24 protein-coding genes are annotated in these 19,632 nt (G+C 64.3%); 11 read left to right on the plus strand and 13 right to left on the minus strand.

What is annotated here, in order from left to right:
* Window positions 1–52: 52 nt before the first annotated feature.
* The 4 genes from VQ065_RS19895 to VQ065_RS19910 all read right to left on the minus strand — a co-directional run bounded on the left by VQ065_RS19895 (window position 53) and on the right by VQ065_RS19910 (window position 3,071).
* Window positions 53–343 (minus strand): hypothetical protein, encoded by a 291-nt coding sequence (locus tag VQ065_RS19895; protein WP_003090858.1) that lies wholly within the window; start codon window positions 341–343, stop codon window positions 53–55.
* Between the two features lie 93 nt (window positions 344–436).
* Window positions 437–1,033, minus strand: a complete 597-nt coding sequence (locus VQ065_RS19900; RefSeq protein ID WP_003090859.1) for a hypothetical protein — start codon at window positions 1,031–1,033, stop codon at window positions 437–439.
* 80 nt (window positions 1,034–1,113) lie between these two features.
* The gene (locus VQ065_RS19905) at window positions 1,114–2,148 is read right to left on the minus strand and encodes a hypothetical protein (protein ID WP_003090863.1); all 1,035 of its coding nucleotides are present in this window, start codon (window positions 2,146–2,148) and stop codon (window positions 1,114–1,116) included.
* Between the two features lie 266 nt (window positions 2,149–2,414).
* On the minus strand, window positions 2,415–3,071 hold the full coding sequence (locus VQ065_RS19910) for a GntR family transcriptional regulator (protein ID WP_003116580.1): 657 nt from the start codon (window positions 3,069–3,071) through the stop codon (window positions 2,415–2,417).
* Window positions 3,072–3,175: 104 nt separating this feature from the next.
* Between VQ065_RS19910 and VQ065_RS19915 the strand changes: the two genes are divergently transcribed.
* The 4 genes from VQ065_RS19915 to tal all read left to right on the plus strand — a co-directional run bounded on the left by VQ065_RS19915 (window position 3,176) and on the right by tal (window position 7,604).
* Window positions 3,176–4,390 carry an MFS transporter gene (locus VQ065_RS19915; protein ID WP_003090864.1) on the plus strand — a complete coding sequence of 405 codons (1,215 nt, stop codon included), beginning with the start codon at window positions 3,176–3,178 and terminating at the stop codon, window positions 4,388–4,390.
* Window positions 4,391–4,417: 27 nt separating this feature from the next.
* The gene (locus VQ065_RS19920; RefSeq protein ID WP_003104048.1) at window positions 4,418–5,011 is read left to right on the plus strand and encodes a cysteine hydrolase family protein; all 594 of its coding nucleotides are present in this window, start codon (window positions 4,418–4,420) and stop codon (window positions 5,009–5,011) included.
* A gap of 591 nt (window positions 5,012–5,602) precedes the next feature.
* Window positions 5,603–6,601 carry a tRNA dihydrouridine(20/20a) synthase DusA gene (gene dusA / locus VQ065_RS19925; protein WP_003104050.1) on the plus strand — a complete coding sequence of 333 codons (999 nt, stop codon included), beginning with the start codon at window positions 5,603–5,605 and terminating at the stop codon, window positions 6,599–6,601.
* A gap of 79 nt (window positions 6,602–6,680) precedes the next feature.
* The gene (gene tal / locus VQ065_RS19930; RefSeq protein ID WP_003090868.1) at window positions 6,681–7,604 is read left to right on the plus strand and encodes a transaldolase; all 924 of its coding nucleotides are present in this window, start codon (window positions 6,681–6,683) and stop codon (window positions 7,602–7,604) included.
* An 85-nt stretch (window positions 7,605–7,689) separates the two neighbouring features.
* On the opposite strand, the gene rssC is transcribed toward tal, so the two are convergent.
* The gene (rssC, locus tag VQ065_RS19935) at window positions 7,690–8,172 is read right to left on the minus strand and encodes an anti-sigma factor antagonist RssC (protein ID WP_003090869.1); all 483 of its coding nucleotides are present in this window, start codon (window positions 8,170–8,172) and stop codon (window positions 7,690–7,692) included.
* Window positions 8,169–9,353, minus strand: coding sequence for a two-component system response regulator RssB (rssB, locus tag VQ065_RS19940; protein WP_003090870.1), 1,185 nt, complete (start codon window positions 9,351–9,353; stop codon window positions 8,169–8,171). Before rssB ends, rssC begins: the two co-directional genes overlap by 4 nt.
* A gap of 245 nt (window positions 9,354–9,598) precedes the next feature.
* On the opposite strand from rssB, the gene pilZ reads away from it, so the two are divergent.
* Complete coding sequence (gene pilZ, locus VQ065_RS19945) at window positions 9,599–9,898, plus strand: cyclic di-GMP-binding protein PilZ (protein WP_003090871.1); 300 nt, start codon at window positions 9,599–9,601, stop codon at window positions 9,896–9,898.
* Between the two features lie 57 nt (window positions 9,899–9,955).
* Here the strand turns inward: pilZ and VQ065_RS19950 are convergent, their stop codons facing one another.
* Window positions 9,956–10,660: an MlaA family lipoprotein gene (locus tag VQ065_RS19950; RefSeq protein WP_003090872.1), complete on the minus strand. Its 705-nt coding sequence runs from the start codon at window positions 10,658–10,660 to the stop codon at window positions 9,956–9,958.
* A 102-nt stretch (window positions 10,661–10,762) separates the two neighbouring features.
* On the opposite strand from VQ065_RS19950, the gene VQ065_RS19955 reads away from it, so the two are divergent.
* Window positions 10,763–11,167 carry an acyl-CoA thioesterase gene (locus VQ065_RS19955; protein ID WP_003138775.1) on the plus strand — a complete coding sequence of 135 codons (405 nt, stop codon included), beginning with the start codon at window positions 10,763–10,765 and terminating at the stop codon, window positions 11,165–11,167.
* 1 nt (window position 11,168) lies between these two features.
* Here the strand turns inward: VQ065_RS19955 and VQ065_RS19960 are convergent, their stop codons facing one another.
* Window positions 11,169–11,888 carry a UTRA domain-containing protein gene (locus VQ065_RS19960; protein WP_003090874.1) on the minus strand — a complete coding sequence of 240 codons (720 nt, stop codon included), beginning with the start codon at window positions 11,886–11,888 and terminating at the stop codon, window positions 11,169–11,171.
* A 133-nt stretch (window positions 11,889–12,021) separates the two neighbouring features.
* Between VQ065_RS19960 and VQ065_RS19965 the strand changes: the two genes are divergently transcribed.
* The 3 genes from VQ065_RS19965 to VQ065_RS19975 all read left to right on the plus strand — a co-directional run bounded on the left by VQ065_RS19965 (window position 12,022) and on the right by VQ065_RS19975 (window position 13,680).
* Window positions 12,022–12,765, plus strand: coding sequence for an HAD family hydrolase (locus tag VQ065_RS19965; RefSeq protein ID WP_003090876.1), 744 nt, complete (start codon window positions 12,022–12,024; stop codon window positions 12,763–12,765).
* Window positions 12,762–13,343, plus strand: a complete 582-nt coding sequence (locus VQ065_RS19970; protein WP_003090877.1) for a phosphonate degradation HD-domain oxygenase — start codon at window positions 12,762–12,764, stop codon at window positions 13,341–13,343. Before VQ065_RS19965 ends, VQ065_RS19970 begins: the two co-directional genes overlap by 4 nt.
* A gap of 73 nt (window positions 13,344–13,416) precedes the next feature.
* Window positions 13,417–13,680 (plus strand): DUF4404 family protein, encoded by a 264-nt coding sequence (locus VQ065_RS19975; protein ID WP_003090878.1) that lies wholly within the window; start codon window positions 13,417–13,419, stop codon window positions 13,678–13,680.
* A 66-nt stretch (window positions 13,681–13,746) separates the two neighbouring features.
* Here VQ065_RS19975 and queF read toward each other — a convergent pair whose 3' ends face one another.
* From queF to ptrA, 3 genes are all read right to left on the minus strand, one after another.
* On the minus strand, window positions 13,747–14,577 hold the full coding sequence (gene queF / locus VQ065_RS19980; RefSeq protein ID WP_003090879.1) for an NADPH-dependent 7-cyano-7-deazaguanine reductase QueF: 831 nt from the start codon (window positions 14,575–14,577) through the stop codon (window positions 13,747–13,749).
* A 117-nt stretch (window positions 14,578–14,694) separates the two neighbouring features.
* Window positions 14,695–15,303, minus strand: a complete 609-nt coding sequence (copI, locus tag VQ065_RS19985) for a copper-resistant cuproprotein CopI (RefSeq protein ID WP_073660177.1) — start codon at window positions 15,301–15,303, stop codon at window positions 14,695–14,697.
* A gap of 171 nt (window positions 15,304–15,474) precedes the next feature.
* Window positions 15,475–15,666 (minus strand): T3SS anti-activator PtrA, encoded by a 192-nt coding sequence (gene ptrA / locus VQ065_RS19990; RefSeq protein WP_003090881.1) that lies wholly within the window; start codon window positions 15,664–15,666, stop codon window positions 15,475–15,477.
* Window positions 15,667–15,791: 125 nt separating this feature from the next.
* Here ptrA and VQ065_RS19995 point away from each other — a divergent pair, with 125 nt between their 5' ends.
* Together VQ065_RS19995 and VQ065_RS20000 are read left to right on the plus strand one after the other, a co-directional pair.
* The gene (locus tag VQ065_RS19995) at window positions 15,792–16,472 is read left to right on the plus strand and encodes a heavy metal response regulator transcription factor (RefSeq protein WP_003108949.1); all 681 of its coding nucleotides are present in this window, start codon (window positions 15,792–15,794) and stop codon (window positions 16,470–16,472) included.
* Window positions 16,469–17,800: a sensor histidine kinase gene (locus tag VQ065_RS20000; protein ID WP_003090883.1), complete on the plus strand. Its 1,332-nt coding sequence runs from the start codon at window positions 16,469–16,471 to the stop codon at window positions 17,798–17,800. The genes VQ065_RS19995 and VQ065_RS20000 overlap by 4 nt, the downstream gene beginning before the upstream one ends.
* A gap of 49 nt (window positions 17,801–17,849) precedes the next feature.
* Here the strand turns inward: VQ065_RS20000 and VQ065_RS20005 are convergent, their stop codons facing one another.
* Complete coding sequence (locus VQ065_RS20005) at window positions 17,850–18,629, minus strand: ABC transporter permease (RefSeq protein WP_003090884.1); 780 nt, start codon at window positions 18,627–18,629, stop codon at window positions 17,850–17,852.
* Entirely contained in the window at window positions 18,626–19,558 is a 933-nt protein-coding gene (locus VQ065_RS20010) for an ABC transporter ATP-binding protein (RefSeq protein WP_003090885.1), read from the minus strand. The genes VQ065_RS20005 and VQ065_RS20010 overlap by 4 nt, the downstream gene beginning before the upstream one ends.
* Between the last annotated feature and the right edge of the window lie 74 nt (window positions 19,559–19,632).

Below are 19,632 nucleotides of genomic sequence, written 5' to 3' on the forward strand. Positions count from 1 at the left end.
AAAGCAGTCCGCTTACTCGAGTTCCACACTCGCGGGAGCCGCGAGTGCCTGATTAAAGACTGGAAAATATGAAACAAAGCGGCGCCATCCACAGCACCAGGTTGATCGTCCATTGCAGCGCTCTTTCGCGAGCGCTCCCCAGCTTTCGCTGCTGGAGCACGAATGCCAACGCAGTGGAATGCAGCAACAGGGCGCAGGCAGGAAAGACCAGCAGGTAGGCGAACAGCCCAGGCGCATTCATATTGGGATAGCTATGGCTGTCGAGCGATCGCCAGTACGCCACCAGGAAAGCGCTCGCGACCGCGAGGCTGAGCCCCAGGCTGATGCGGCTATACCACCTCATCGAGACCCTCCCGACGCGCCTTCCGGACCTACGCCGATCGCTCCGGAAAACGGCCCGATCCGCCTCGCCTCACCCTGCTTCAGTCAGAGCGGCTCAGGGCTTCCGGGGTTCGTTGCCGAGCAGACGATCGAGTTCGCCCATGACGCGATCGCTCTTGGCCTCTTCGAGCTTGCGCCGGGCCTCGGCGAGATTGGCCTGGGCGCGCTCCATCTCGACCATGCCGACGGCGGTGATCACCGCCTGCAATGGCACGCCCCTGCCGGTGGAGCGCATGCCATTGCGTTCGCGCTCCTGCGGCGCGCAGATGAACTGGAGGACAGCCTCATGGCTTTCGTTGGGCAGCGGGGTCCAGCCCTTGGCGAAGGTGAACTGGAGGTTCGTGGGTTGCCCGTTGTTGGAGAAGGTCTTGGCGTTGACCACCTTCACCTCTCGCGTATCGCAGCGGTACTGGTGCGCGCTGAGCAGATGGAAGGAGTCGAACAGCATGGCGATCTGCACCTGCCAGGCGTTTTCCATACCCGGCACGGGTGCCAGCGAATCGGCATCGGCCAGGAACACGTCAAGCTCGGCAGGGTCGTCGCCCTTGTGTACCACCCACCAGTCTTCGGCCCAGGCATGGCCGGATGCGGCCAGCAGCGCGGCGCACAGCCAAGTCGCGGCACTGCGGGAAACCTTGCGATATACGTTCATGTCACCTTCCTTGTGGGGAAATGCTTCCCTGCCGATCGTGGATAGGGGCGGCACCCGGCGCCCCCCTGAGCGAGCACCCGCTATTTCAATGACAGCGGCACGCCCCAGACCGGGTCTTCCATGCCCTGCTTGCGCAGCGGCGTGATCTGCAGGGGCTGGAGCCTGGACAGCAGTTGCCGGTGCTTGTCGCTCAGGGCCCGCTGGGCGATCAGGGACTGGCTGAAGTCCATCGGCGCCGGCCAGGTGTAGACGGTCAGGTTTTCCAATGGGCATTCGATCTTCTTCGGATCGATCGCCCGGCACTTCGACTGCTGGTACTTGTAGCCGGGGGTCTTCAGGTGCATGCGCGGGGCCAGCAGCAATTGCCCGCCCTGCACGGTGAAGCTGGCCAGCGCCTTGTCGACCGGCAGGCGCGCCTGGACCTTGATCGAGGGCACGTCGCGGGAGTCGGTCTGCTGGTAATAGCCGGCCTGGGAGCCCTGGGTCGTCTGCGTGTATTGCTGCTCGCCCCAGCTCACGCAGGCGCCCGAGGCCACATGCACGGCGGTGCAGACCTTCTCGGTCTTGATCTCGCTGCCATAGGTGGCATCTTTCCAGACTTCTTCCCGGTAGTACTCGCGATACAGCTCGGGGGACAGGTACGCGGTGCCGTTGGCGCCATGGCCCGAACCGGGCGGACCGCTGCGGGCGCCGACCTGGTCGAGCAAGCCATGGATCTGGTAGTCGTCGCCGCCGGTCAGCAGGTACTTGCCGGGCGGCAGGATATGCACCTCGAAGGCCTTGAACAGATAGGTCTCGTCGGGCTTCCGCTGCAGCGCGTTGGTCTGGAACTTGCGGCCGAAGGTCACCTTCGGGTCCTTCTCGTACTCCCAGATCGCCGTTGGCGTCCACTGGGTCATGGTCAGGGCATCGCTCAGGGACTTGTGCGGCATCACGTCGGCCACCAGTACCACGGCCATGTTCCCCTTCAGCGCCTGGTCCACCAGGTCCAGCATCTGCGCGTTGCGCGGATCGTCCATGCTGCCATAGGCGCCCGAATCGAGTTCCGACACGCAACCGGAAAGGCAAAGCAGCAAGGCGGCGGAAAGGGCAAAACGCGGGCGGGGCAGTCTCATGTATCGATCCTTGATAGAGGCTGGTGCGGGTCGTCGGACGGCCCATCTTACTGGCCCCAGCCTGGATCGCAATATTTCAAATGAACTAGGTCGGCAGGGGCACACCGGCAGGGCCAGGAGCTGCCACGGCCCGCCGGCCCTCGTTGGTTCGGCTCCTCCCGATCAGACTGCCCACAACCGGCTGCAGACCTTCAGGCGTCGGAATCGGCGCCGCCTGGCATGCCCTTCCTCGGGAAACGAGACCGAATCGCCCTGCCCGGCCGGCATCACTCAGGAAGAATGGTGATTCCGCGTGCCCTGAGACTGCGCCGGTCTTTTCGGAGAGTTTCCAGCAACCGGTCCCTTGTCTCCCGGACGTGCGATTCGACCATCCCCGCGGCGCGTTCGATATCGCATGCCCTCAAGGCGGCGATGATGGCGCGATGCTCGGCCCAGCCGTGATGTTCCGGTTGGCTCTCCAACCATCTGACACGCTGGAGGCGCGTCAGGGCCTCGCCGAGCCCCCGACTGATGAATTCATTGCGGGCCAAACCGGCAATCCAAAGGTGGAATTGGCGTCCGGCAGACTCGGTCTCTTCTGCCGAGGCATTTATCGGCACCGCATCCAGTATGGCCTCCCCCTCCCGGAGATAGCTTTCTTCCGCCTCTTTTCCACCGAGGCGAACTGCCGTTACCTCAAGCATCTCCCGGTATACGAACAATTGTTCTATTTCCTGAAGATCGATGGGCGGCACCAGCCATCCCCGGCCCTCCCTCGCAACGAGACCTTCAGCCTCAAGACGAACCAGTGCCGTGCGGATAGAGCTTCGCGAGGCCCCTGTCTGCCCTTCGAGCCAGCGCTCCGTCAGGCGCTCTCCAGGGCCGATCTCCATATCCAGAATCAAGCGGCGCAGCCGCTCTTCAGCCTGCTGAATGACCGTCATTAGGTGCCTCCGATTGACAGATCCATTGGCCAACGTCAATGTATACCAAATTGGTATACCAAATTGACTGTGTGGTATCGAGTGTCTCTGATCGGAGTCTGCTGATGCAAGGCAACATGAACGAACCCGCTATCGACTGCTGGCAACGCAACCTCGCCGTGTGCTTGTTCGGAGCCTTCACCACCGTCTTCGCCATGACACTTATCCTGCCGTTCCTCCCGGTCTACATAGGTCAACTCGGGGTATCGGGCCACGCTGCAATCGTGCAGTGGTCGGGTATCGCCTACGCCGCCACTTTCGTCACCGCCGGGTTGGTAGCACCGCTTTGGGGGATGCTTGGCGACCGCTACGGTCGCAAGCCCATGCTGGTCCGAGCTAGCCTGGGAATGGCGATCACCATGTTGCTGATGGGGCTGGCCTCCGATATCTGGCAATTCATCGGCTTGCGCTTGTTGGCGGGAATCGCCGGCGGGTACTCGTCGGGGGCAACGATCCTGGTCGCGGTGCAAGCTCCGAAATCCCGTTCGGCATGGGCATTGGGTCTTCTTTCCTCGGGCGTGATGGCCGGCAATCTGTTAGGGCCGCTGGTTGGCGGCTTCCTGCCTCCTCTGATCGGCATACGAGCCACATTCTGGGGCGCCAGTGGATTGATCTTCATTGCGTTTGTCTTCACGACCTTCATGTTGCGCGAGACTGCACGCCCCTCCGTCCCCGCCGTCGAAGAACCTCCCAAGGTCGGTTGGTCGAATATGCCCAACAAGGCGGTGATCCTCGCCATGCTGGCGACAGGCCTGCTGCTGATGATTGCCAACATGTCGGTCGAACCGATTATCACCGTCTATATCGAAACGCTGCTCGAGGACTCGAGGCGGGTGACGTCTGTGGCGGGTCTGGCCATGTCGGCGGCAGCGCTCGGAAGCATCATCTCCGCGACCTATCTGGGTAAGGTGGCCGACCGGATTGGCTACGGCGTCATCATGATAGCCGCGCTGAGCGTCGCGGCCGTCCTGCTGATTCCCCAGGCTTTCGTATATGCGGGGTGGCAACTCATCGCCCTGCGCTTCCTGATGGGCATGGCGCTTGGCGGCCTGCTTCCGTGCATGGCCGCTGTAATCCGCCATAGCGTCCCGGAGCGATTCGTCGGCTCGGCAATGGGCTGGTCGCTATCCGCGCAATTCGCCGGCCAGGTAATCGGGCCGGTAATCGGAGGGTTCGTCGGTGGCCAGTTCGGGATGCGCAGCGTTTTCCTGGTAACCAGCCTGTTGATGCTGGCAGGGGCGCTATTCAACTGGCGAGCCCTTGGGCACTCCACCCGCTAGACGGTTTTCCACCACCCAGAGGTCGTCATGACTGAGCTCGTGCTTGAATCTCCCTTTAATTCCGCCCTGCTGCTGATGGATTTCCAGGAATTCGTGCTGAACAACTTCGTGCCCGCACCTCGCGCAGCCGAGGTAGTGGCCCGCACCTCCAGATTTCTTTCCAGGGTACGGCAAACCGATATGCTTGTAGTTCATGTAACGGTGGGCTGCCCGCCCGATGGTCCGCCAATGGACAGGCGCAACAGGCTATTCCGCGAGCTACGTGAAAGTGGCTTGATCGAACCGGGAAGCCCCGGGTTGGCGATCACCGCCGCCTTGCAGCCGATCGAAAGCGAACCGGTCATTACGAAGAGTCGCGTCGGCGCCTTCACGGGTACGGAACTGGACGAGCTTCTCTGGGCGCATGATATTGAAACATTGCTCATCGCTGGAGCCACTACCTCAGGCGTAGTGCTGACGACGGTTCGCCAGGCGTTCGATCTGGACTACCAGTTGGTTGTGCTCAGAGACGGCTGTGTCGATGGCGATGCAGAGTTGCATGACTACCTCATGGCCAGAGTCATTTCCGACCACGCCACGATCACCGAAATCGATGAAGTGGCGAAAACTCTACGCATGTAGAGTGCGCCAGCCATACAGAAGCAACGGTCGTTCCCGAGTACCGCCGCCCAGACCCTTGGCAACTTCCCTCGCTCGATCCCACCTCCGATAAAAGCATCGGCGATGTGCTCGGCGACTCCTCGGGGCTATCGAAGCTGACCATCAGTAGCGTCAAGGCCACTCACCGGGAACGCTCCTTTGGGCTGGAACCCGCCTCCCTGCCAAAAGGCTTTCAAGATCCGGGAGCTCGATACTATCGTCGAGCGCATGTAGAGAGGCCCAGTGGAGGGTAACGACTACCTCCTCGGGTCTGGCAACCATTTTGCCTGGCAGCGCCCCAGAAAATGGCGATCGAGTCCATCCCCACGAAAGATGTACCAGGGGCGGAGATTCTGGTCAGTGACTGAAAAACGGTGGCGGCCCAGGTCGAGAGGCTGATGGAGACATCATCCGAATCGAAGTACTGGTGACAGCCTACCAGCCGTGCTGGAAAGCCTCGGGTTATCGGACACCGACGCTGGGCGGGTGGAACTGCTCATTACCGACGATATGGCAAAGGCCCCATCCCTGATAAAATCCCCGCCCTGCTCCGCTCCCCCTACCGAAGTCCCGATGCGCCCAGAACCGACCAACGCCCCCGCCGCCCTCTCACGCCGCTTCTCCGTTGCGCCGATGATGGACTGGACCGATCGCCACTGCCGCTTCTTCCTGCGCCAGTTGTCCCGTCACACCTTGCTCTACACCGAGATGGTCACCACCGGCGCGTTGCTGCACGGCGATCGCCAGCGCTTCCTCCGCTACGACGAATGCGAGCACCCACTGGCGCTGCAACTGGGCGGCAGTGTGCCGGCGGAACTGGCGGCCTGCGCGCGGCTGGCGGAAGAGGCCGGCTACGACGAGGTCAACCTCAACGTCGGCTGCCCCAGCGACCGGGTCCAGCACAACATGATCGGCGCCTGTCTGATGGGGCATCCGGCGCTGGTGGCGGACTGCGTGAAGGCGATGCTGGATGCGGTGGAGATAGCGGTGACGGTGAAGCACCGCATCGGTATCAATGGGCGCGACAGCTATGCCGAACTCTGCGATTTCGTCGGCCAGGTACGCGAGGCCGGCTGCCGGAGCTTCACCGTGCATGCGCGGATCGCCATCCTCGAAGGGCTCTCGCCCAAGGAGAACCGCGAGGTGCCACCGCTGCGCTACGAGGTCGCGGCGCAATTGAAGAAGGACTTCCCGGACCTGGAGATCGTCCTCAACGGCGGCATCAAGACCCTTGAGGCCTGCCGCGAGCATCTGCAGACCTTCGACGGCGTGATGCTCGGTCGCGAGGCCTACCACAACCCCTACCTGCTGGCCGCGGTGGACAGCCAGTTGTTCGGCAGCGAAGCGCCGCCGCTCAGTCGCAGCGAGGCCTTGCTCCGTCTGCGTCCGTACATCGAGCGACACCAGGCCGAAGGCGGCGCGATGCATCACGTGACCCGCCATATCCTCGGCCTGGCCCAGGGCTTCCCCGGCTCCCGGCGATTCCGCCAGTTGCTCTCGGTGGACGTGCACAAGGCCGCCGATCCGCTACGGGTTTTCGACCAGGCGCTGGAACTTCTGGCGGGGCGATAGCTCCCATTGAGCCGCGCCTGCGGCTCGGGTAAGGTCGGGGGATTCTTCTTCCCAAGAACCCACCTGACAAGACCTCGCCATGACTTCGAAGCTGGAACAACTCAAGCAATACACCACGGTGGTCGCCGACACCGGCGACTTCGATGCCATTGCCCGCCTGAAGCCGGTGGACGCCACCACCAACCCGTCGCTGCTGCTCAAGGCTGCTGCCCTGCCGCGCTACGCCGAGCACCTTCGACAGGCTACCGCGGGTAGCGGCGGTGACGCCGGACTGGCTTGCGACCGCTTCGCCGTGGCAGTCGGCAAGGACATCCTCGGAGTCATTCCCGGACGTATTTCCACCGAAGTCGACGCGCGCCTGTCGTTCGACAGCGAGGCCACCCTCGCCCGCGCCCACCGCCTGATCGAGCTGTACGACGAACAGGGCATCGACCGCGAGCGGGTGCTGATCAAGATCGCCTCCACCTGGGAAGGAATCCGCGCCGCCGAGATTCTGGAACGCGAAGGCATCCAGACCAACCTGACCCTGCTGTTCTCCTTCGCCCAGGCGGTGGCCTGCGCCGACGCCGGGGTGTTCCTCATCTCGCCGTTCGTCGGGCGCATCTACGACTGGTACAAGAAGAGCGAGAACCGCGACTACGCCGGCGCCGAGGATCCCGGCGTGCAGTCGGTCTCGCGCATCTATCGCTACTACAAGGCCAACGGCTACAAGACGGTGGTGATGGGCGCCAGCTTCCGCAATCTCGGCCAGATCGAGCAACTGGCCGGCTGCGACCGCCTGACCATCAGTCCCGACCTGCTGCAACAACTGGCTGACGCCCAGGGCGAGCTGCCGCGCCTGCTGCTGCCGGGCGAAGGCGAGCCGCGCCAGGTGCTCGACGAGAGCGCTTTCCGTTGGCAGATGAACGAGGACGCCATGGCCACCGAAAAGCTGGCCGAAGGCATCCGCCTGTTCGCACGCGACCAGGAAAAGCTCGAATACCAGTTGGCGACCCGCCACTGATCGCCGCTGCCGGCGGGACGCGCATGCAGGGCGTCCCGTTCCGGCGCTGCGGAATTCAGCAGGAGTTAGGGAAGGGATCGACCGGTTAATGGCGCTCCAGGGCGCTGACCAGGTCGTGGAAGGCTTCGCGGTTGGATTCGTTGAGGCCCATCAGGATGCGGTGCGCCTCCAGGACCTTGTCGCGCACCATATCTTCCGACTGGTCCTGCGGCGGCAGGTCGGACAGGCACTCCGGACACGGAATCGGACGATCGACGATATTGAACACCTGATCGAAACCCATCGACTGCAACAGACGGGTAATGTCCGGATTGGTGGTCACCAGCGTGGGCAACAGGCCGATTTTCTGCCGCGACAGGATGGACAGCTTAGCCAGCAGGCCGAGCGTGGTGCTATCAATGCTCTGGGTTTCCGTAAGATCGATGATGATCGCCGAGAAATTCAGCGCAGCGAAGATCTTTTCGATGGTGGAATCCAGGGCCGAGCACAGGGTGAGGCGGACCTCACCGACGAATTTCAGAACGAAGGAGCCGTTCTGTTCGGCAAACTGGATTTTACCGGTACTCATGCAAGGTTCCTGCTCAACACCAGCAAGGCGATATCATCCGGCATCTCCGCCAGGTTGGCCAGCCCGAAGACCTGGCGCAGCCCGTCGAGGGTGCCTCCGGCGGCTGCCACCTGCTCCGGTAGCAAAGCCTCTTTCTCCTTCAGCGTAGCTCCTGGCAGCACATCGAGGATGCCATCGGAAAACAGCGACAGGCTGAAGGAAGGGGGCAACTCCATGACCCGGTCGTCATAGCTCGCATCGTCGAACAGGCCCACCGGCAGGCCACGGCCTTCCAGGTAGCTCGCCTGCCCGTCGACGAACAGTACCGGGAGCGGCAGGTGGCCACCGATGCTGTAGGTCAGGCAGTTCTTCTCCAGGTCGATGACCCCGCCGAGCATGGTCACGTGCTTGCCCAGCTTGGTATTGATCAGGCCGCGGTTGATGTGCGCCAGCACCTCGGACGGCTTGAACTCCGGGAGCGTGCCGTTGCGCCGTGACTCGTAGAGCAGACGCGTGGTCATGAACTTCAGCAGCACCGTGACGAAGGCCGAGGAAGCGCCATGGCCGGAAACGTCGGCCAGGTAGAACGCCACGCGTCGCTCGTCGACCCGGAAGTAGTCGACGAAGTCGCCAGAGAGATACAGCGACGGAATGATCCGGTGGGAAAACTCCAGCCCCTCGATGCTCCACGGCGTCACCGGAAGCATGTTCATCTGCACCTGGCGTCCGGCGTTCTGGTCTTCCTGGAGCAGGTTCAGGCTGGCCTGCAATTCGCGGTTGGCGGCTTCCAGCTTGTCGCGGTAGCGCTGGTTCTCGACCCGCAGGTAGGCGCGATCCAGGGCCCGGCGCACCGAATGCTCGAGCACCGCGAGGTCTTCCAGGGGCTTGATCAGGTAGTCGGCGGCGCCCAGGCGCAAGGCTTCCACCGCATCGCTCATCACGCCGGCTCCGGAAAGCACGATGATCGGCGTTTCCGAAGCGGTCTGGCGGATGCGGCGGATCAGTTCGAGGCCGTCGATCTGCGGCATGCGCAAATCGCAAATGACCAGGTCCGGCTGTTCGCTTTCGAAGATCTGCAGGCCCTGCAGACCGTTGAGGGCCTGCAACACCTTGAAGTTGCTGTCTTCCAAGTAGGCGGCGAGGCTTTCGCGCACCACCTCGTCGTCATCGATGATCAGCAGCGTGGCACTGACTTTATGCATGGGTCATCCAGGCAAACGGCGCCGGAAACAGTGGGTCCTAGGCGCTTATTGTAAGTGACAACAGCGCGGCTACGGGGTTCGACAAGGCGCAGACGGTACTCCCATCCGTTGAGCAGTTCAAGCCGTTGACCTTTGCCGGAAAATCCGCCTTTGTCCGTCCGATCCCGTCCGCACGGTATAAACTTTGACGATAATCGCCAGGATTGCCAGTCGCCCCCCATCGCCCCGACCATGAGGATCAGCCCATGCAGCCCATCGAGCACAACTACAGCGAGAAGCGCGACTTCATCCGCATGAAGCTCGACACCCCGGTCACCATCCGCTGCGAAGGCCACGAGTCGGTGGCCCTGTGCCGGGACCTGTCCGCCAGCGGGCTGCTGCTGGAAGCGCAAAGCGAGCTGGCTCCGGGCGACCACCTGCGGGTGAGCATCCCGTCCACCCACGAGACCCTCACCGGCCTGGAACTGGAAGCCCGCGTGGTGCGCTGCGAACGGCTCGGCCCGGGGCGGCATAACCTGGGGCTGAGCATCGTCGCGATCCACTGAAACGACGAAAGGCGACCCAAGGGCCGCCTTTCCAGGTGTCGCACGAAGCGGGTCGACTTAGAAGTCGTCCTCCACCTCGCCGTCCTTGACCTTGAACTCGCGGTTCTGCAGGTAGGCGTTGCGGATGAAGATGTACTTGTCGCCGCTGATCAGTTTTTCCGACTTCAGCAGGTTGGCACGGGTGTCGACGGTGTTGATGCCGAACATCACGTTGCGCGCGCGTACATCGTCCATGTAGTGGTAGGGACCGACATAGATGTCCGGGATCTTCGCCGGGGCATCGCGCAGCGTGCTCGGGCCGAGGAACGGCAGCATCACGTACGGGCCGCTGCCGACGCCCCAATAACCCAGGGTCTGGCCGAAGTCCTCGTCGTTGCGCTGCAGGCCCATCGGGGTCGCCACGTCGATCAAGCCGGCCAGGCCGAAGGTGCTGTTGAACAGCAGGCGGCTGGTGTCCACGCCGGCATTGTGGAACTTGGCCTGCAACAGGTTGTTGGCCAGGTTCTTCACGTCGCCGAGGTTGTTGAAGAAGTTGTGCACGCCGTCCTGAACGAAGTTCGGGGTGACCTTCTGGTAACCCTGGGCCAGCGGTTTCAGCGCATAGGTGTCCAGGGTGTCGTTGAAGGTGAAGATGGGACGGTTGATGCTTTCCCAAGGGTCTTCTTCACTGGCCGCCAGGGACAGCGTGGGTGCCAATGCGAGGCTGGCGCAAGCCAGGATTCGGGCACTACGTTCGATCCAGTTCACGCCGCGGGCGCGCATTGCTGTATCTCCTTTGCATGACTAGTCTTGGCCGCCAGCGCGGCTTCAGCGTGCGCGCAGTATATAGGCTCGCATTGAATTTGAGACTAGAAGAGTTACGAGATGGCTGACAGACAATTGCTACACACGGCCCATATCCCGGTGCGCTGGGGCGACATGGACAGCTACGGGCACGTCAACAACACCCTTTATTTCCAGTACCTGGAAGAGGCCCGGGTGGCCTGGTTCGAAACCCTCGGCGTCGACCTGGAAGGCGCTGCCGAGGGGCCGGTGGTGCTGCAAAGCCTGCACACCTACCTGAAGCCGGTGGTGCATCCGGCCACCGTGGTGGTGGAACTGTACGCCGGCAAGCTGGGCACCAGCAGCCTGGTACTGGAACATCGCCTGAGCACCCTGGAAGATCCGCAAGGCACCTATGGCGAAGGCCACTGCAAGCTGGTCTGGGTGCGCCACGCGGAAAACCGTTCGACGCCCGTGCCGGACAGCATACGCGCCGCGATCGCCTGACTCAGGCGCCCGGATAGGCCGCGTCGAGCACGATCTCCAAGGCGTCCGGGCGCCAGAACTCCTGGTCGAACTCGACCACCCTCTGCCCCTCCGCGTAACTCAGTCGCTCCAGGTACAGCGCCGGCGAACCCGGCGCCAGTTGCAGCGGCTCGGCCTGGGCCGCGTTCAGCGCGGTCGGGTGCATCGCCAGTTGGCAGCGCATCGGCTGCAGGCCGAAACGCTCGCGCAGCAGGCTCATCAGCGAAGTATCGAGGTCGTGGTCCAGCAGGCCCGGGCACCACCCGGCATCCAAGGCGATCAGTTCGATCAGCACCGGACGCTCGTCCACCCAGCGGCGCCGTTGCAGGAAATACACCGGCGCGCTGTCCTCCAGCCCCATCCGCTTGGCCAGCCAGGCGCCGGCTGCTCGCCGCTCGGCGTGCAGCGTCTCGGTACGCGGCTGGCGTCCCTGGGCGCTGACGTATTCCATGAAGCCGGTGGTACGGGTCGGGTTGTAGCGGATCCGCGGCGGCGCGACGAACCAGCCGCGGCGGTTCTCGCGATAGACCAGGCCTTCGGTTTCCAGTTGCTGCAGGGCTTCGCGAAGGGTGATGCGGGTACACAGGAAGCGCTCGGCCAACTCCCGCTCGGAGGGAAGTTTCACCTGCAGCACGCCCTGGGCGATATCCGCGGCGAGCTGGTCGCGGATGCGCAGGTACTGACGAGATTGATCGACCGGCATGACGGCCTCGCTGATTCAGACCGGCCGATTATAACGGCAGCCCGTCGGCCTATCGCCACTGCCACGAAAACGTCACGACAGCGTCACAAAACCCCTCTAGGCTGGCCTAGACCATTTGCCAGACGCCTTTCGCATGCCCAGCTCCGACCAACTCCCGCGCTTCACCGCCCTGCTCTTCGGACTCTCCGGCGGCCTGGTGGATTTCGGCGCCCGGACCCTGTCCCTGGCGCTGCTGCGCAGCCATCCGCATAGCCCTGCCGAACACCTCCGCGACGCCAGTCTGCTGCCCTTCGCCGAGGCACAAAGCTTCCTGTTGCGGCGCAAACCGAACAAGAGCGAGCGCCAGCGCCTGGAGCAAGCCCTCGACGAAGCCGCCGGGGAACAGGCCGAAGCTATCGCCGGTGCCGTGGCCCTGTTGGAGAGCCTGGACGAACAACGGATTCCCTACGCCTGGCAGGACGAGCTACCGGAATCGGTCTGCCAGCGCCTTGCCGCGCCGCTCGGCCGAGCGGACGCCCTGATCCCCCTCGCCGGCGCGCGCCCCTGGCCGGCCCCCGATGGCTGCTGGCAGGCCCTCGCCCGGCTGGGCATCGAGCGCCTCGACGGCTGCGTGCTGGTCAGCGCCCAACCGCGTCAACTCCAGGCCGGACTCAATGCCGGGCTATGGACCATCGGCCTGGCCGCCAGCGGGCCGTCGTGCGGCCTCTCGCCGGCCGACTGGGACGCTCTCGGACACACCGAGCGCGACCGCTTGCGCGCCGACACCACCCTGGAACTGTACCGCCTGGGCGTGCATTCCGTGATCGATCACCTGGGCGAGCTGCAACCCTGCCTGCACGACCTCGCCGTCCGCCGCCTGAAAGGAGAAAAACCATGAGCCGCGCCCGTCACCGCTTTCTCGACGAACTGGCCGAACGCTTCGCCAGCCATGGCGCCGAGCCCTATGGCGAGGCAGTCAGCCAGGCCGAGCACGCGCTGCAGTGTGCGACCCTGGCCGAGCGCGCCGGCTGCTCGGACAGCCTTGTAGTCGCCGCCCTGCTGCACGATATCGGCCACCTCTACGAAGACCCGGCGCAGATCGACGAGGAGGACCTGCGCCACGAGGAATTCGGCGCACGCCTGCTGCGCGAGCTGTTCCCAGAGTCGGTCTGGCAGCCGGTGCGCCTGCACGTATCGGCCAAGCGCTTCCTCTGCGCGGTGGACCCGAGCTACCACGCCAGCCTGTCGCCGGCCTCCCGGCACAGCCTGGTGCTGCAAGGCGGGCCGTTCGACGAGCGTGCCGCCGCGGCCTATATCAAGGCGCCCTATGCCCAGGACGGCCTGACCCTGCGCCGCCTCGACGACCTGGCCAAGGACCCGGCCATGCGCACCCCCGAACTGACGCACTTCTTCCCGCTGCTGGAACGCCTGCTGCGGATTGATCCGGATCGCGCACATCTGCGCCCGACAGGTTAATCTGTTCGGCATGGACGGACCTTTCGGCGCCCGCCGGAGGTCCACCGAAGACTTGTACGTCGAGGGAAATACCATGCCGAAAGAGAGTCTGCTGCGCGAACTGTCCGCCCTGCGCGAGCAACTGGAGCAACAACCGCCGCTGAACGAAGAGCAGCGCGCCGAACTGGAACTCCTGATCAGGGACATCGAACTGAAACTGGCCAACGAGGACGCCCTCAACGAAGGCAGCCTGGTCGATGGGGTCAACCTCGCCGTCGAGCGCTTCGAGGTCAGCCACCCGACCCTCGCCGGCACGCTCCGCTCCATCGTGCAGAGCCTGGCCAACATGGGTATCTGAACGACTTGCCGAAATGAAAAGCCCCGGCATGGCCGGGGCTTTTTCGTATCCGCGTGTTGCGAGGCGTTACTGGCGCACCAGGCGTCGGTTGTCCGGTGCGACCTCCGCCAGGCTGCGGTAGGGATTGATATCCAGGCCGCCACGGCGTACGTAGCGCGCGTAGACGCTGAGCGCCTGCGGCTGCAGCAGGCGCTGCAGGTCGAGGAAGATGCGTTCGACGCACTGTTCGTGGAAGTCCTGGTGCTGGCGGAAGGAAACCAGGTAGGCCAGCAGGCTGGCCGGGTCCAGTGCCGGGCCCTGGTAGTCGACCACCAGGGTGCCCCAGTCGGGCTGGCCGGTGACCGGGCAGTTGGACTTGAGCAGGTGGCTGTAGAGCTGCTCCTCGACGATCCGCCCGGCGTCGCAGCGCAGCAGTTCCGGGCGCGGCTGCTCGTAGCCGTCGACGGCGATGTCCAGCTCGTCGATGCAGCGCCCCGGCAGACGCCCGATGCCCTCCTCGGCCACCTCGTCGAGGCTGCGCAGGCGCACGCCCACGGGCGCCCCGGCAGCGGACGAGAGATCTTTCTCCAACACCGTACGAAGCGCCTCGCGACTATCGAAGGCGGACTGGTTGAGGGAATTGAGGTAGAGCTTGAACGACTTCGACTCGATGATGTTCGGCGAGTCCGCCGGGATCGAGAACTCACCGATCGCCACCACCGGCTTGCCGGCCGGGGTCAACCAAGACAGCTCGTAGCAGTTCCAGATATCCACGCCGCGATAAGGCAGGGTCTCGGCGCTCAGGCCAAGCTCGGCCCATTTCGCCGTGCGTGAAATGGGAAACAGCAGCGACGGCGTGTAGCTGGAGACGTATTCGCTGGTCTTGCCCAGCGGCGAATGTTCGGCGGGATGCTGCATGCGGGAAACCTGCTGGATGAATCGCGCAGGGCCCTTCCCCGCGCGCCGCGCCGCACTGGCGGGCGGCGGCAAGTGTATACGGATCGGCCGGCATCTTCACGCCGGCCGTCCGCCGGCTCAGGGCTGCACGGTCAGTTGACCGACCATCCCGGCCTGGTAGTGGCCGGGGATGTTACAGGCGAACTCCAGCCGGGTGGCCTTGGCGAAGGTCCAGGTCAGCTCGGCGCTCTTGCCCAGCTCGACCAGTACGCTGTTGGGGTCGTCGTGCTTCATCATCCGGCCATGGTCCATGCCGTGACCCATCTGGCTATGGTCCATCGACGCCATGCCGGTCGGGGTGAGCATCCCGGACTGCTGCATCTCCAGCATCTCTTTCTGGTGCTCGGCATGCATCGCCGCGTCGCCCAGGTTGAACTCGTGCAACAGCTTGCCTTCGTTCTTCAGCACGAAGCGGACCGTCTCGCCGGCCTTGACCTCGATCACCCGCGGCTTGAAGTACATGTCGCCGAGCGCCACCTCGATGCTGCGGCTGGCCTGCGCGGCCTGGGCCGGCTTGCCGAAGGCCTGGCCGTGGGCCGGTGAAGCCTGGGCGCTGGCACCGAAAAGCACGCCGAGGACGATCAGGGAAGCGGGAAGCAGGCGGCGCGGAAACATACGGGGAATCTCCATCGGGTTGATGTCGCCTATCCTGTGTCGCTGCGCCTGCCGGCTGGCTGTCGGGAGCATTACATCTTTGTCAGCTTGCCGCCGTTGCGGACCGCGAAGGCTAAGATCGCCCAGCGCCACCGACGGGCATAAAAAACCCGCCGACCGGAAACCAGGGAACCGGTGGCGGGTGAAGACGGGATCGGAGCCCTCCGTCATCCCGTGTGGAGCCGGGGGTGGAAGAACTGGCGATCAGCAGTTTTCCTTGTCCTTCTTCGTCGCTTCGGCCTGCTTCGCCAGTTTTTCCTGGTGCGCGGCACGAGCCTTGGCGGCCTGGGCCTGCATGCGCTCGAAGACGATGTCGCCGCCGCTGTCGGCCATGGCCGGAACGGTCGGGGCGAGGACCAGCAGGAAAGCGAGGGTGGAGGCAGTGAAGGTACGCATGGGAAGTCTCCTCGAATGAGTTCCCCTGTAGTCTGCGCGGGGGCCACTGTCGCCCCCGTTACCCACTGATTACGATGCTGTCAGAAACAGGTCGGCATGGCCGGCAAATGTAACGAGGGATGAACATGAAACTGCTGATCGTCGAAGACGAACCGCGCATCGGCCAGTACCTGCGCCAGGGGCTCGCCGAGGCAGGCTTCGCCGTCGACCTGAGCGACGATGGCAACGAGGGCGAGCAACTGGCCCTGGGCGGCGACTACGACCTGCTGATCCTCGACGTCATGCTGCCCGGCCGTGACGGCTGGCAGATCCTGCGCAGCGTGCGCGACGCCGGGATGACCATACCGGTGCTGTTCCTGACCGCCCGCGATGCCGTAGAGGACCGCGTGCGCGGCCTCGAACAAGGCGCCGACGATTACCTGGTGAAGCCGTTCGCCTTCGTCGAACTGCTCGCCCGGGTGCGCACCCTGCTGCGCCGGGGCAGCCAGCAGTTGCAGGAGACCACCCTGCAACTGGCCGACCTCGAACTCGATTTGCTGCGCCGCCGGGTGCAACGCCAGGGCAAGCGGATCGACCTCACCGCCAAGGAGTTCGCCCTGCTCGAACTGCTGCTGCGGCGCAGCGGCGAGGTGCTGCCCAAGTCGCTGATCGCCTCGCAGGTCTGGGACATGAACTTCGACAGCGATACCAACGTCATCGAGGTGGCCATCCGCCGCCTGCGCGCCAAGGTCGACGACGACTACCCGCAGCGCCTGATCCATACCGTGCGCGGCATGGGCTACGTTCTCGAAGAGCGCGACGAATGAGCGCCGGGTTCGGCTCGCGGATGTCCCTCGGCGTCCGCCTGAGCCTGCTGTTCGCCGCCTGCACGGCGGCGGTCTCGCTGATCGCCGGATTGATCTTCAGCAGGGCCATCGACGAGCATTTCGTCGAGCTCGACCATATGGCGATGTCCGCCAAGCTCGCGGTGTTTCGCGATGAGCTGCGCGGCCTCGGCTCGGAACAACAGATGCGCCGCCGCGAAGCGGAACTGCTGCGCGAACTGGCACGCCATCCCGACCTCGGCCTGCGTCTGAACGGCCCGGATGGCAACCTCTGGTTCGAGCGCCTGCCGCAGCCTGCGCATCCCGGCCTGCCCGCCAACCGCGAACTCGGCGCCCCGCTGGAGCCCGGCAACGACGCTTCGCCGCGACTTACCGTGATCCTCGACATCAGTCATCACCAGCACTTCCTGCAACGCATGCGCCAGTTGATCTGGCTGACCATGAGCCTGTCGGCGCTGGCCACCGCGCTGCTCGGCGCCTGGGCCACCGGCGCCAGCCTGGCGCCGCTGCGACGGATGCGCGAAGTCGCCGCGCGGGTTTCCGCCAACTCCCTCACCACCCGCCTCGACGCCAGCCGGATGCCAGAGGAGCTGCGCGGACTGGCCGGCGAGCTGAACGCCATGCTGGCGCGCCTGGAAGAAGCCTTCCAGCGCCTCTCGGCGTTCTCCGCCGACATCGCCCACGAGTTGCGCACCCCGCTCACCAGTCTGCTGACCCAGACCCAGGTGGTATTGTCCCGCCCACGCTCGCTGGAGGATTATCGCGAGGCCCTGCACGGCAACCTCGAGGAGCTGGAACGGCTCACCGCGATGGTCAACGACATGCTGTTGCTGGCCAAGGCCGACCACGGCCTGCTGGCGCCCAGCCGCCAGGCCCTGGACCTGGGCGCGGAAGTCGACTCGCTGCTGGAGTTCTACCAGCCGCTGGCGGAAGACCGCGACATCCGCCTGCTGCGCGAAGGCAGCCTGAGCCTGCCCGGCGACCGCGGCATGCTGCGGCGGGTGCTGGCCAACCTGCTGGACAACGCCCTGCGCTTCACCGCCGATGGCGGCGAGATACGTATCCGTCTCGGCGACCGACGCCTGAGCGTGGAGAACCAGGGTCCGGCGATTCCTCCCGAGCGCTTGCCGCGCCTGTTCGACCGGTTCTATCGTGCCGATCCGGCGCGCCGCGAAGGCCAGGGCGAACACGCCGGGCTCGGCCTGGCGATCTGCCGCTCCATCGTCCAGGCCCACGGCGGCGAGATCCGCTGCGAGTCTGCCGACGGCTGGACCCGTTTCGTCATCGATTTCGCTCGCCCGCGCCGATGAAACGCGAAGCCCCCATGACGGGGGCTTCTGTTTCATGCCTTCGAGCGTTTCATTGGCGCATGCCGCGCCCGCTCACCAGCAGCCTTACGCAGCCGAGATAGAGCACCGCGGTGGCCAGCAGCATGAAGCCGATGGCCACGCCGATGCGAATGTCGGAGACGCCGAGGATGCCGTAGCGGAAGGCGTTGACCATGTGCAGGATCGGGTTGGCCAGCGACACCGTCTGCCAGAACGGCGGCAGCAGGTTGATCGAGTAGAACACCCCGCCCAGGTAGGTCAGCGGCGTCAGCACGAAGGTCGGGATGATCGAGATGTCGTCGAAGTTGCGCGCGAACACCGCGTTGATGAAACCGCCCAGGGAGAAAATGGTCGCGGTAAGCACCACCACCAGCACCGTGATGCCTAGGTGGTGCACCTGCAGCTTGGTGAAGAACAGCGACAGCATGGTCACGATCACCCCCACCGCCAGGCCGCGCAGCACACCGCCGATGGTGTAGCCGAGGAGGATGGTGTGCGGCGATACCGGCGACACCAGCAGCTCCTCTACCGAGCGCTGGAACTTGCTGCCGAAGAAGCTCGACACCACGTTGCCGTAGGCGTTGGTGATCACCGACATCATGATCAGGCCGGGCACGATGTATTCCATGTAGGTGAAGCCGCCCATATCGCCGATCTGGCGGCCGATCAAATTGCCGAAGATCACGAAGTACAGGACCATGGTGATCGCCGGCGGCAGCAGGGTCTGCGGCCAGATCCGGGTGAAGCGGCGCACCTCGCGGTAGACGATGGTGTTCAGGGCGACCAGGTTGGCGCTCAGCTCGCTGCTCATCGGGCGATCCTCGTCAGGTTCTTCTCCACCAGCGACACGAACAGCTCCTCCAGGCGATTGGTCTTGTTGCGCAGGCTCAGTACCTCGATGCCTTGTGCGCCCAACTGGGCGAACAGATCGTTGATGCCCTGGCTTTTCTCCACCTGCACTTCGAGGGTGTGATCGTCCACCAGCCGCGTCGGGTAGCCGTCGAGAGTCGGCGGCAGGGCCTGGACGTTCTTCAGGTCGAGCAGGAAGGTTTCCGAATGCAGGGTCATCAGCAGGTCGCGCATGCTGGTGTTCTGCACGATCTCGCCGTGGTCGATGATGGCAATGTTGCGGCAGAGCTGCTCCGCCTCTTCCAGGTAGTGGGTGGTGAGGATGATGCTGATGCCTTCCTGGTTGAGTTCTGTGAGGAAGCTCCACATCGAACGACGCAGCTCGATGTCGACCCCGGCGGTGGGCTCGTCGAGGATCAGCAGGCGCGGCTGGTGGACCAGTGCGCGGGCGATCATCAGGCGCCGCTTCATGCCGCCGGAGAGCATCCGCGAGGCTTCGTTGCGCTTGTCCCACAGGCCCAGTTGGGTCAGGTAGCGCTCGGCGCGCTCCTTGGCGATCTTCGCCGGGATGCCGTAGTAGCCGGCCTGGGTCACGACGATGTCGAAGACCTTCTCGAACTGGTTGAAGTTGAACTCCTGCGGCACCACGCCAAGGCAACGCTTGAGGCCGGCCGGGTCCTTGTCGAGGTCGTGGCCGAACACCGAGACCGAACCGCTGGTCTTGTTCACCAGGGTCGAGAGAATCCCGATGGTGGTGGACTTGCCCGCGCCGTTGGGGCCGAGCAAGGCGAAGAAATCACCTTCGGCGACGTCCAGGTCGATGCCCTTGAGGGCCTGGAAACCGTTGCCGTAGGTTTTCGTCAATTGACGGATGGACAGGGCGGAACTCATTAGGCTTCCCGTGTCGGAAGGTGAAGAGGAAGAGCTAGATAAGGCTACGGGTAACAAAATGCAACAGTAGCCGG

Origin of the sequence: Pseudomonas sp. KBN10P06128, from assembly GCF_037574945.1 — a bacterium.
In the GTDB taxonomy this organism is placed as follows: Bacteria; Pseudomonadota; Gammaproteobacteria; order Pseudomonadales; family Pseudomonadaceae; genus Pseudomonas; species Pseudomonas aeruginosa.

Excerpts from the sequence above, each read along its gene's own strand:
- VQ065_RS20005 (WP_003090884.1), bottom strand. The coding sequence starts at position 18,629 with ATGAGCAGCGAGCTGAGCGCCAACCTGGTCGCCCTGAACACCATCGTC.
- VQ065_RS19965 (WP_003090876.1), top strand. The coding sequence starts at position 12,022 with ATGCCCAGCTCCGACCAACTCCCGCGCTTCACCGCCCTGCTCTTCGGA.
- VQ065_RS20010 (WP_003090885.1), bottom strand. The coding sequence starts at position 19,558 with ATGAGTTCCGCCCTGTCCATCCGTCAATTGACGAAAACCTACGGCAAC.
- queF (WP_003090879.1), bottom strand. The coding sequence starts at position 14,577 with ATGCAGCATCCCGCCGAACATTCGCCGCTGGGCAAGACCAGCGAATAC.
- pilZ (WP_003090871.1), top strand. The coding sequence starts at position 9,599 with ATGCAGCCCATCGAGCACAACTACAGCGAGAAGCGCGACTTCATCCGC.
- copI (WP_073660177.1), bottom strand. The coding sequence starts at position 15,303 with ATGCTCCCGACAGCCAGCCGGCAGGCGCAGCGACACAGGATAGGCGAC.
- rssC (WP_003090869.1), bottom strand. The coding sequence starts at position 8,172 with ATGAGTACCGGTAAAATCCAGTTTGCCGAACAGAACGGCTCCTTCGTT.
- VQ065_RS19910 (WP_003116580.1), bottom strand. The coding sequence starts at position 3,071 with ATGACGGTCATTCAGCAGGCTGAAGAGCGGCTGCGCCGCTTGATTCTG.
- VQ065_RS19970 (WP_003090877.1), top strand. The coding sequence starts at position 12,762 with ATGAGCCGCGCCCGTCACCGCTTTCTCGACGAACTGGCCGAACGCTTC.
- VQ065_RS19950 (WP_003090872.1), bottom strand. The coding sequence starts at position 10,660 with ATGCGCGCCCGCGGCGTGAACTGGATCGAACGTAGTGCCCGAATCCTG.
- VQ065_RS19905 (WP_003090863.1), bottom strand. The coding sequence starts at position 2,148 with ATGAGACTGCCCCGCCCGCGTTTTGCCCTTTCCGCCGCCTTGCTGCTT.
- VQ065_RS19960 (WP_003090874.1), bottom strand. The coding sequence starts at position 11,888 with ATGCCGGTCGATCAATCTCGTCAGTACCTGCGCATCCGCGACCAGCTC.
- tal (WP_003090868.1), top strand. The coding sequence starts at position 6,681 with ATGACTTCGAAGCTGGAACAACTCAAGCAATACACCACGGTGGTCGCC.
- VQ065_RS19915 (WP_003090864.1), top strand. The coding sequence starts at position 3,176 with ATGCAAGGCAACATGAACGAACCCGCTATCGACTGCTGGCAACGCAAC.
- VQ065_RS19975 (WP_003090878.1), top strand. The coding sequence starts at position 13,417 with ATGCCGAAAGAGAGTCTGCTGCGCGAACTGTCCGCCCTGCGCGAGCAA.
- VQ065_RS19955 (WP_003138775.1), top strand. The coding sequence starts at position 10,763 with ATGGCTGACAGACAATTGCTACACACGGCCCATATCCCGGTGCGCTGG.
- rssB (WP_003090870.1), bottom strand. The coding sequence starts at position 9,353 with ATGCATAAAGTCAGTGCCACGCTGCTGATCATCGATGACGACGAGGTG.
- VQ065_RS19900 (WP_003090859.1), bottom strand. The coding sequence starts at position 1,033 with ATGAACGTATATCGCAAGGTTTCCCGCAGTGCCGCGACTTGGCTGTGC.
- VQ065_RS19895 (WP_003090858.1), bottom strand. The coding sequence starts at position 343 with ATGAGGTGGTATAGCCGCATCAGCCTGGGGCTCAGCCTCGCGGTCGCG.
- VQ065_RS19995 (WP_003108949.1), top strand. The coding sequence starts at position 15,792 with ATGAAACTGCTGATCGTCGAAGACGAACCGCGCATCGGCCAGTACCTG.
- ptrA (WP_003090881.1), bottom strand. The coding sequence starts at position 15,666 with ATGCGTACCTTCACTGCCTCCACCCTCGCTTTCCTGCTGGTCCTCGCC.
- dusA (WP_003104050.1), top strand. The coding sequence starts at position 5,603 with ATGCGCCCAGAACCGACCAACGCCCCCGCCGCCCTCTCACGCCGCTTC.
- VQ065_RS19920 (WP_003104048.1), top strand. The coding sequence starts at position 4,418 with ATGACTGAGCTCGTGCTTGAATCTCCCTTTAATTCCGCCCTGCTGCTG.
- VQ065_RS20000 (WP_003090883.1), top strand. The coding sequence starts at position 16,469 with ATGAGCGCCGGGTTCGGCTCGCGGATGTCCCTCGGCGTCCGCCTGAGC.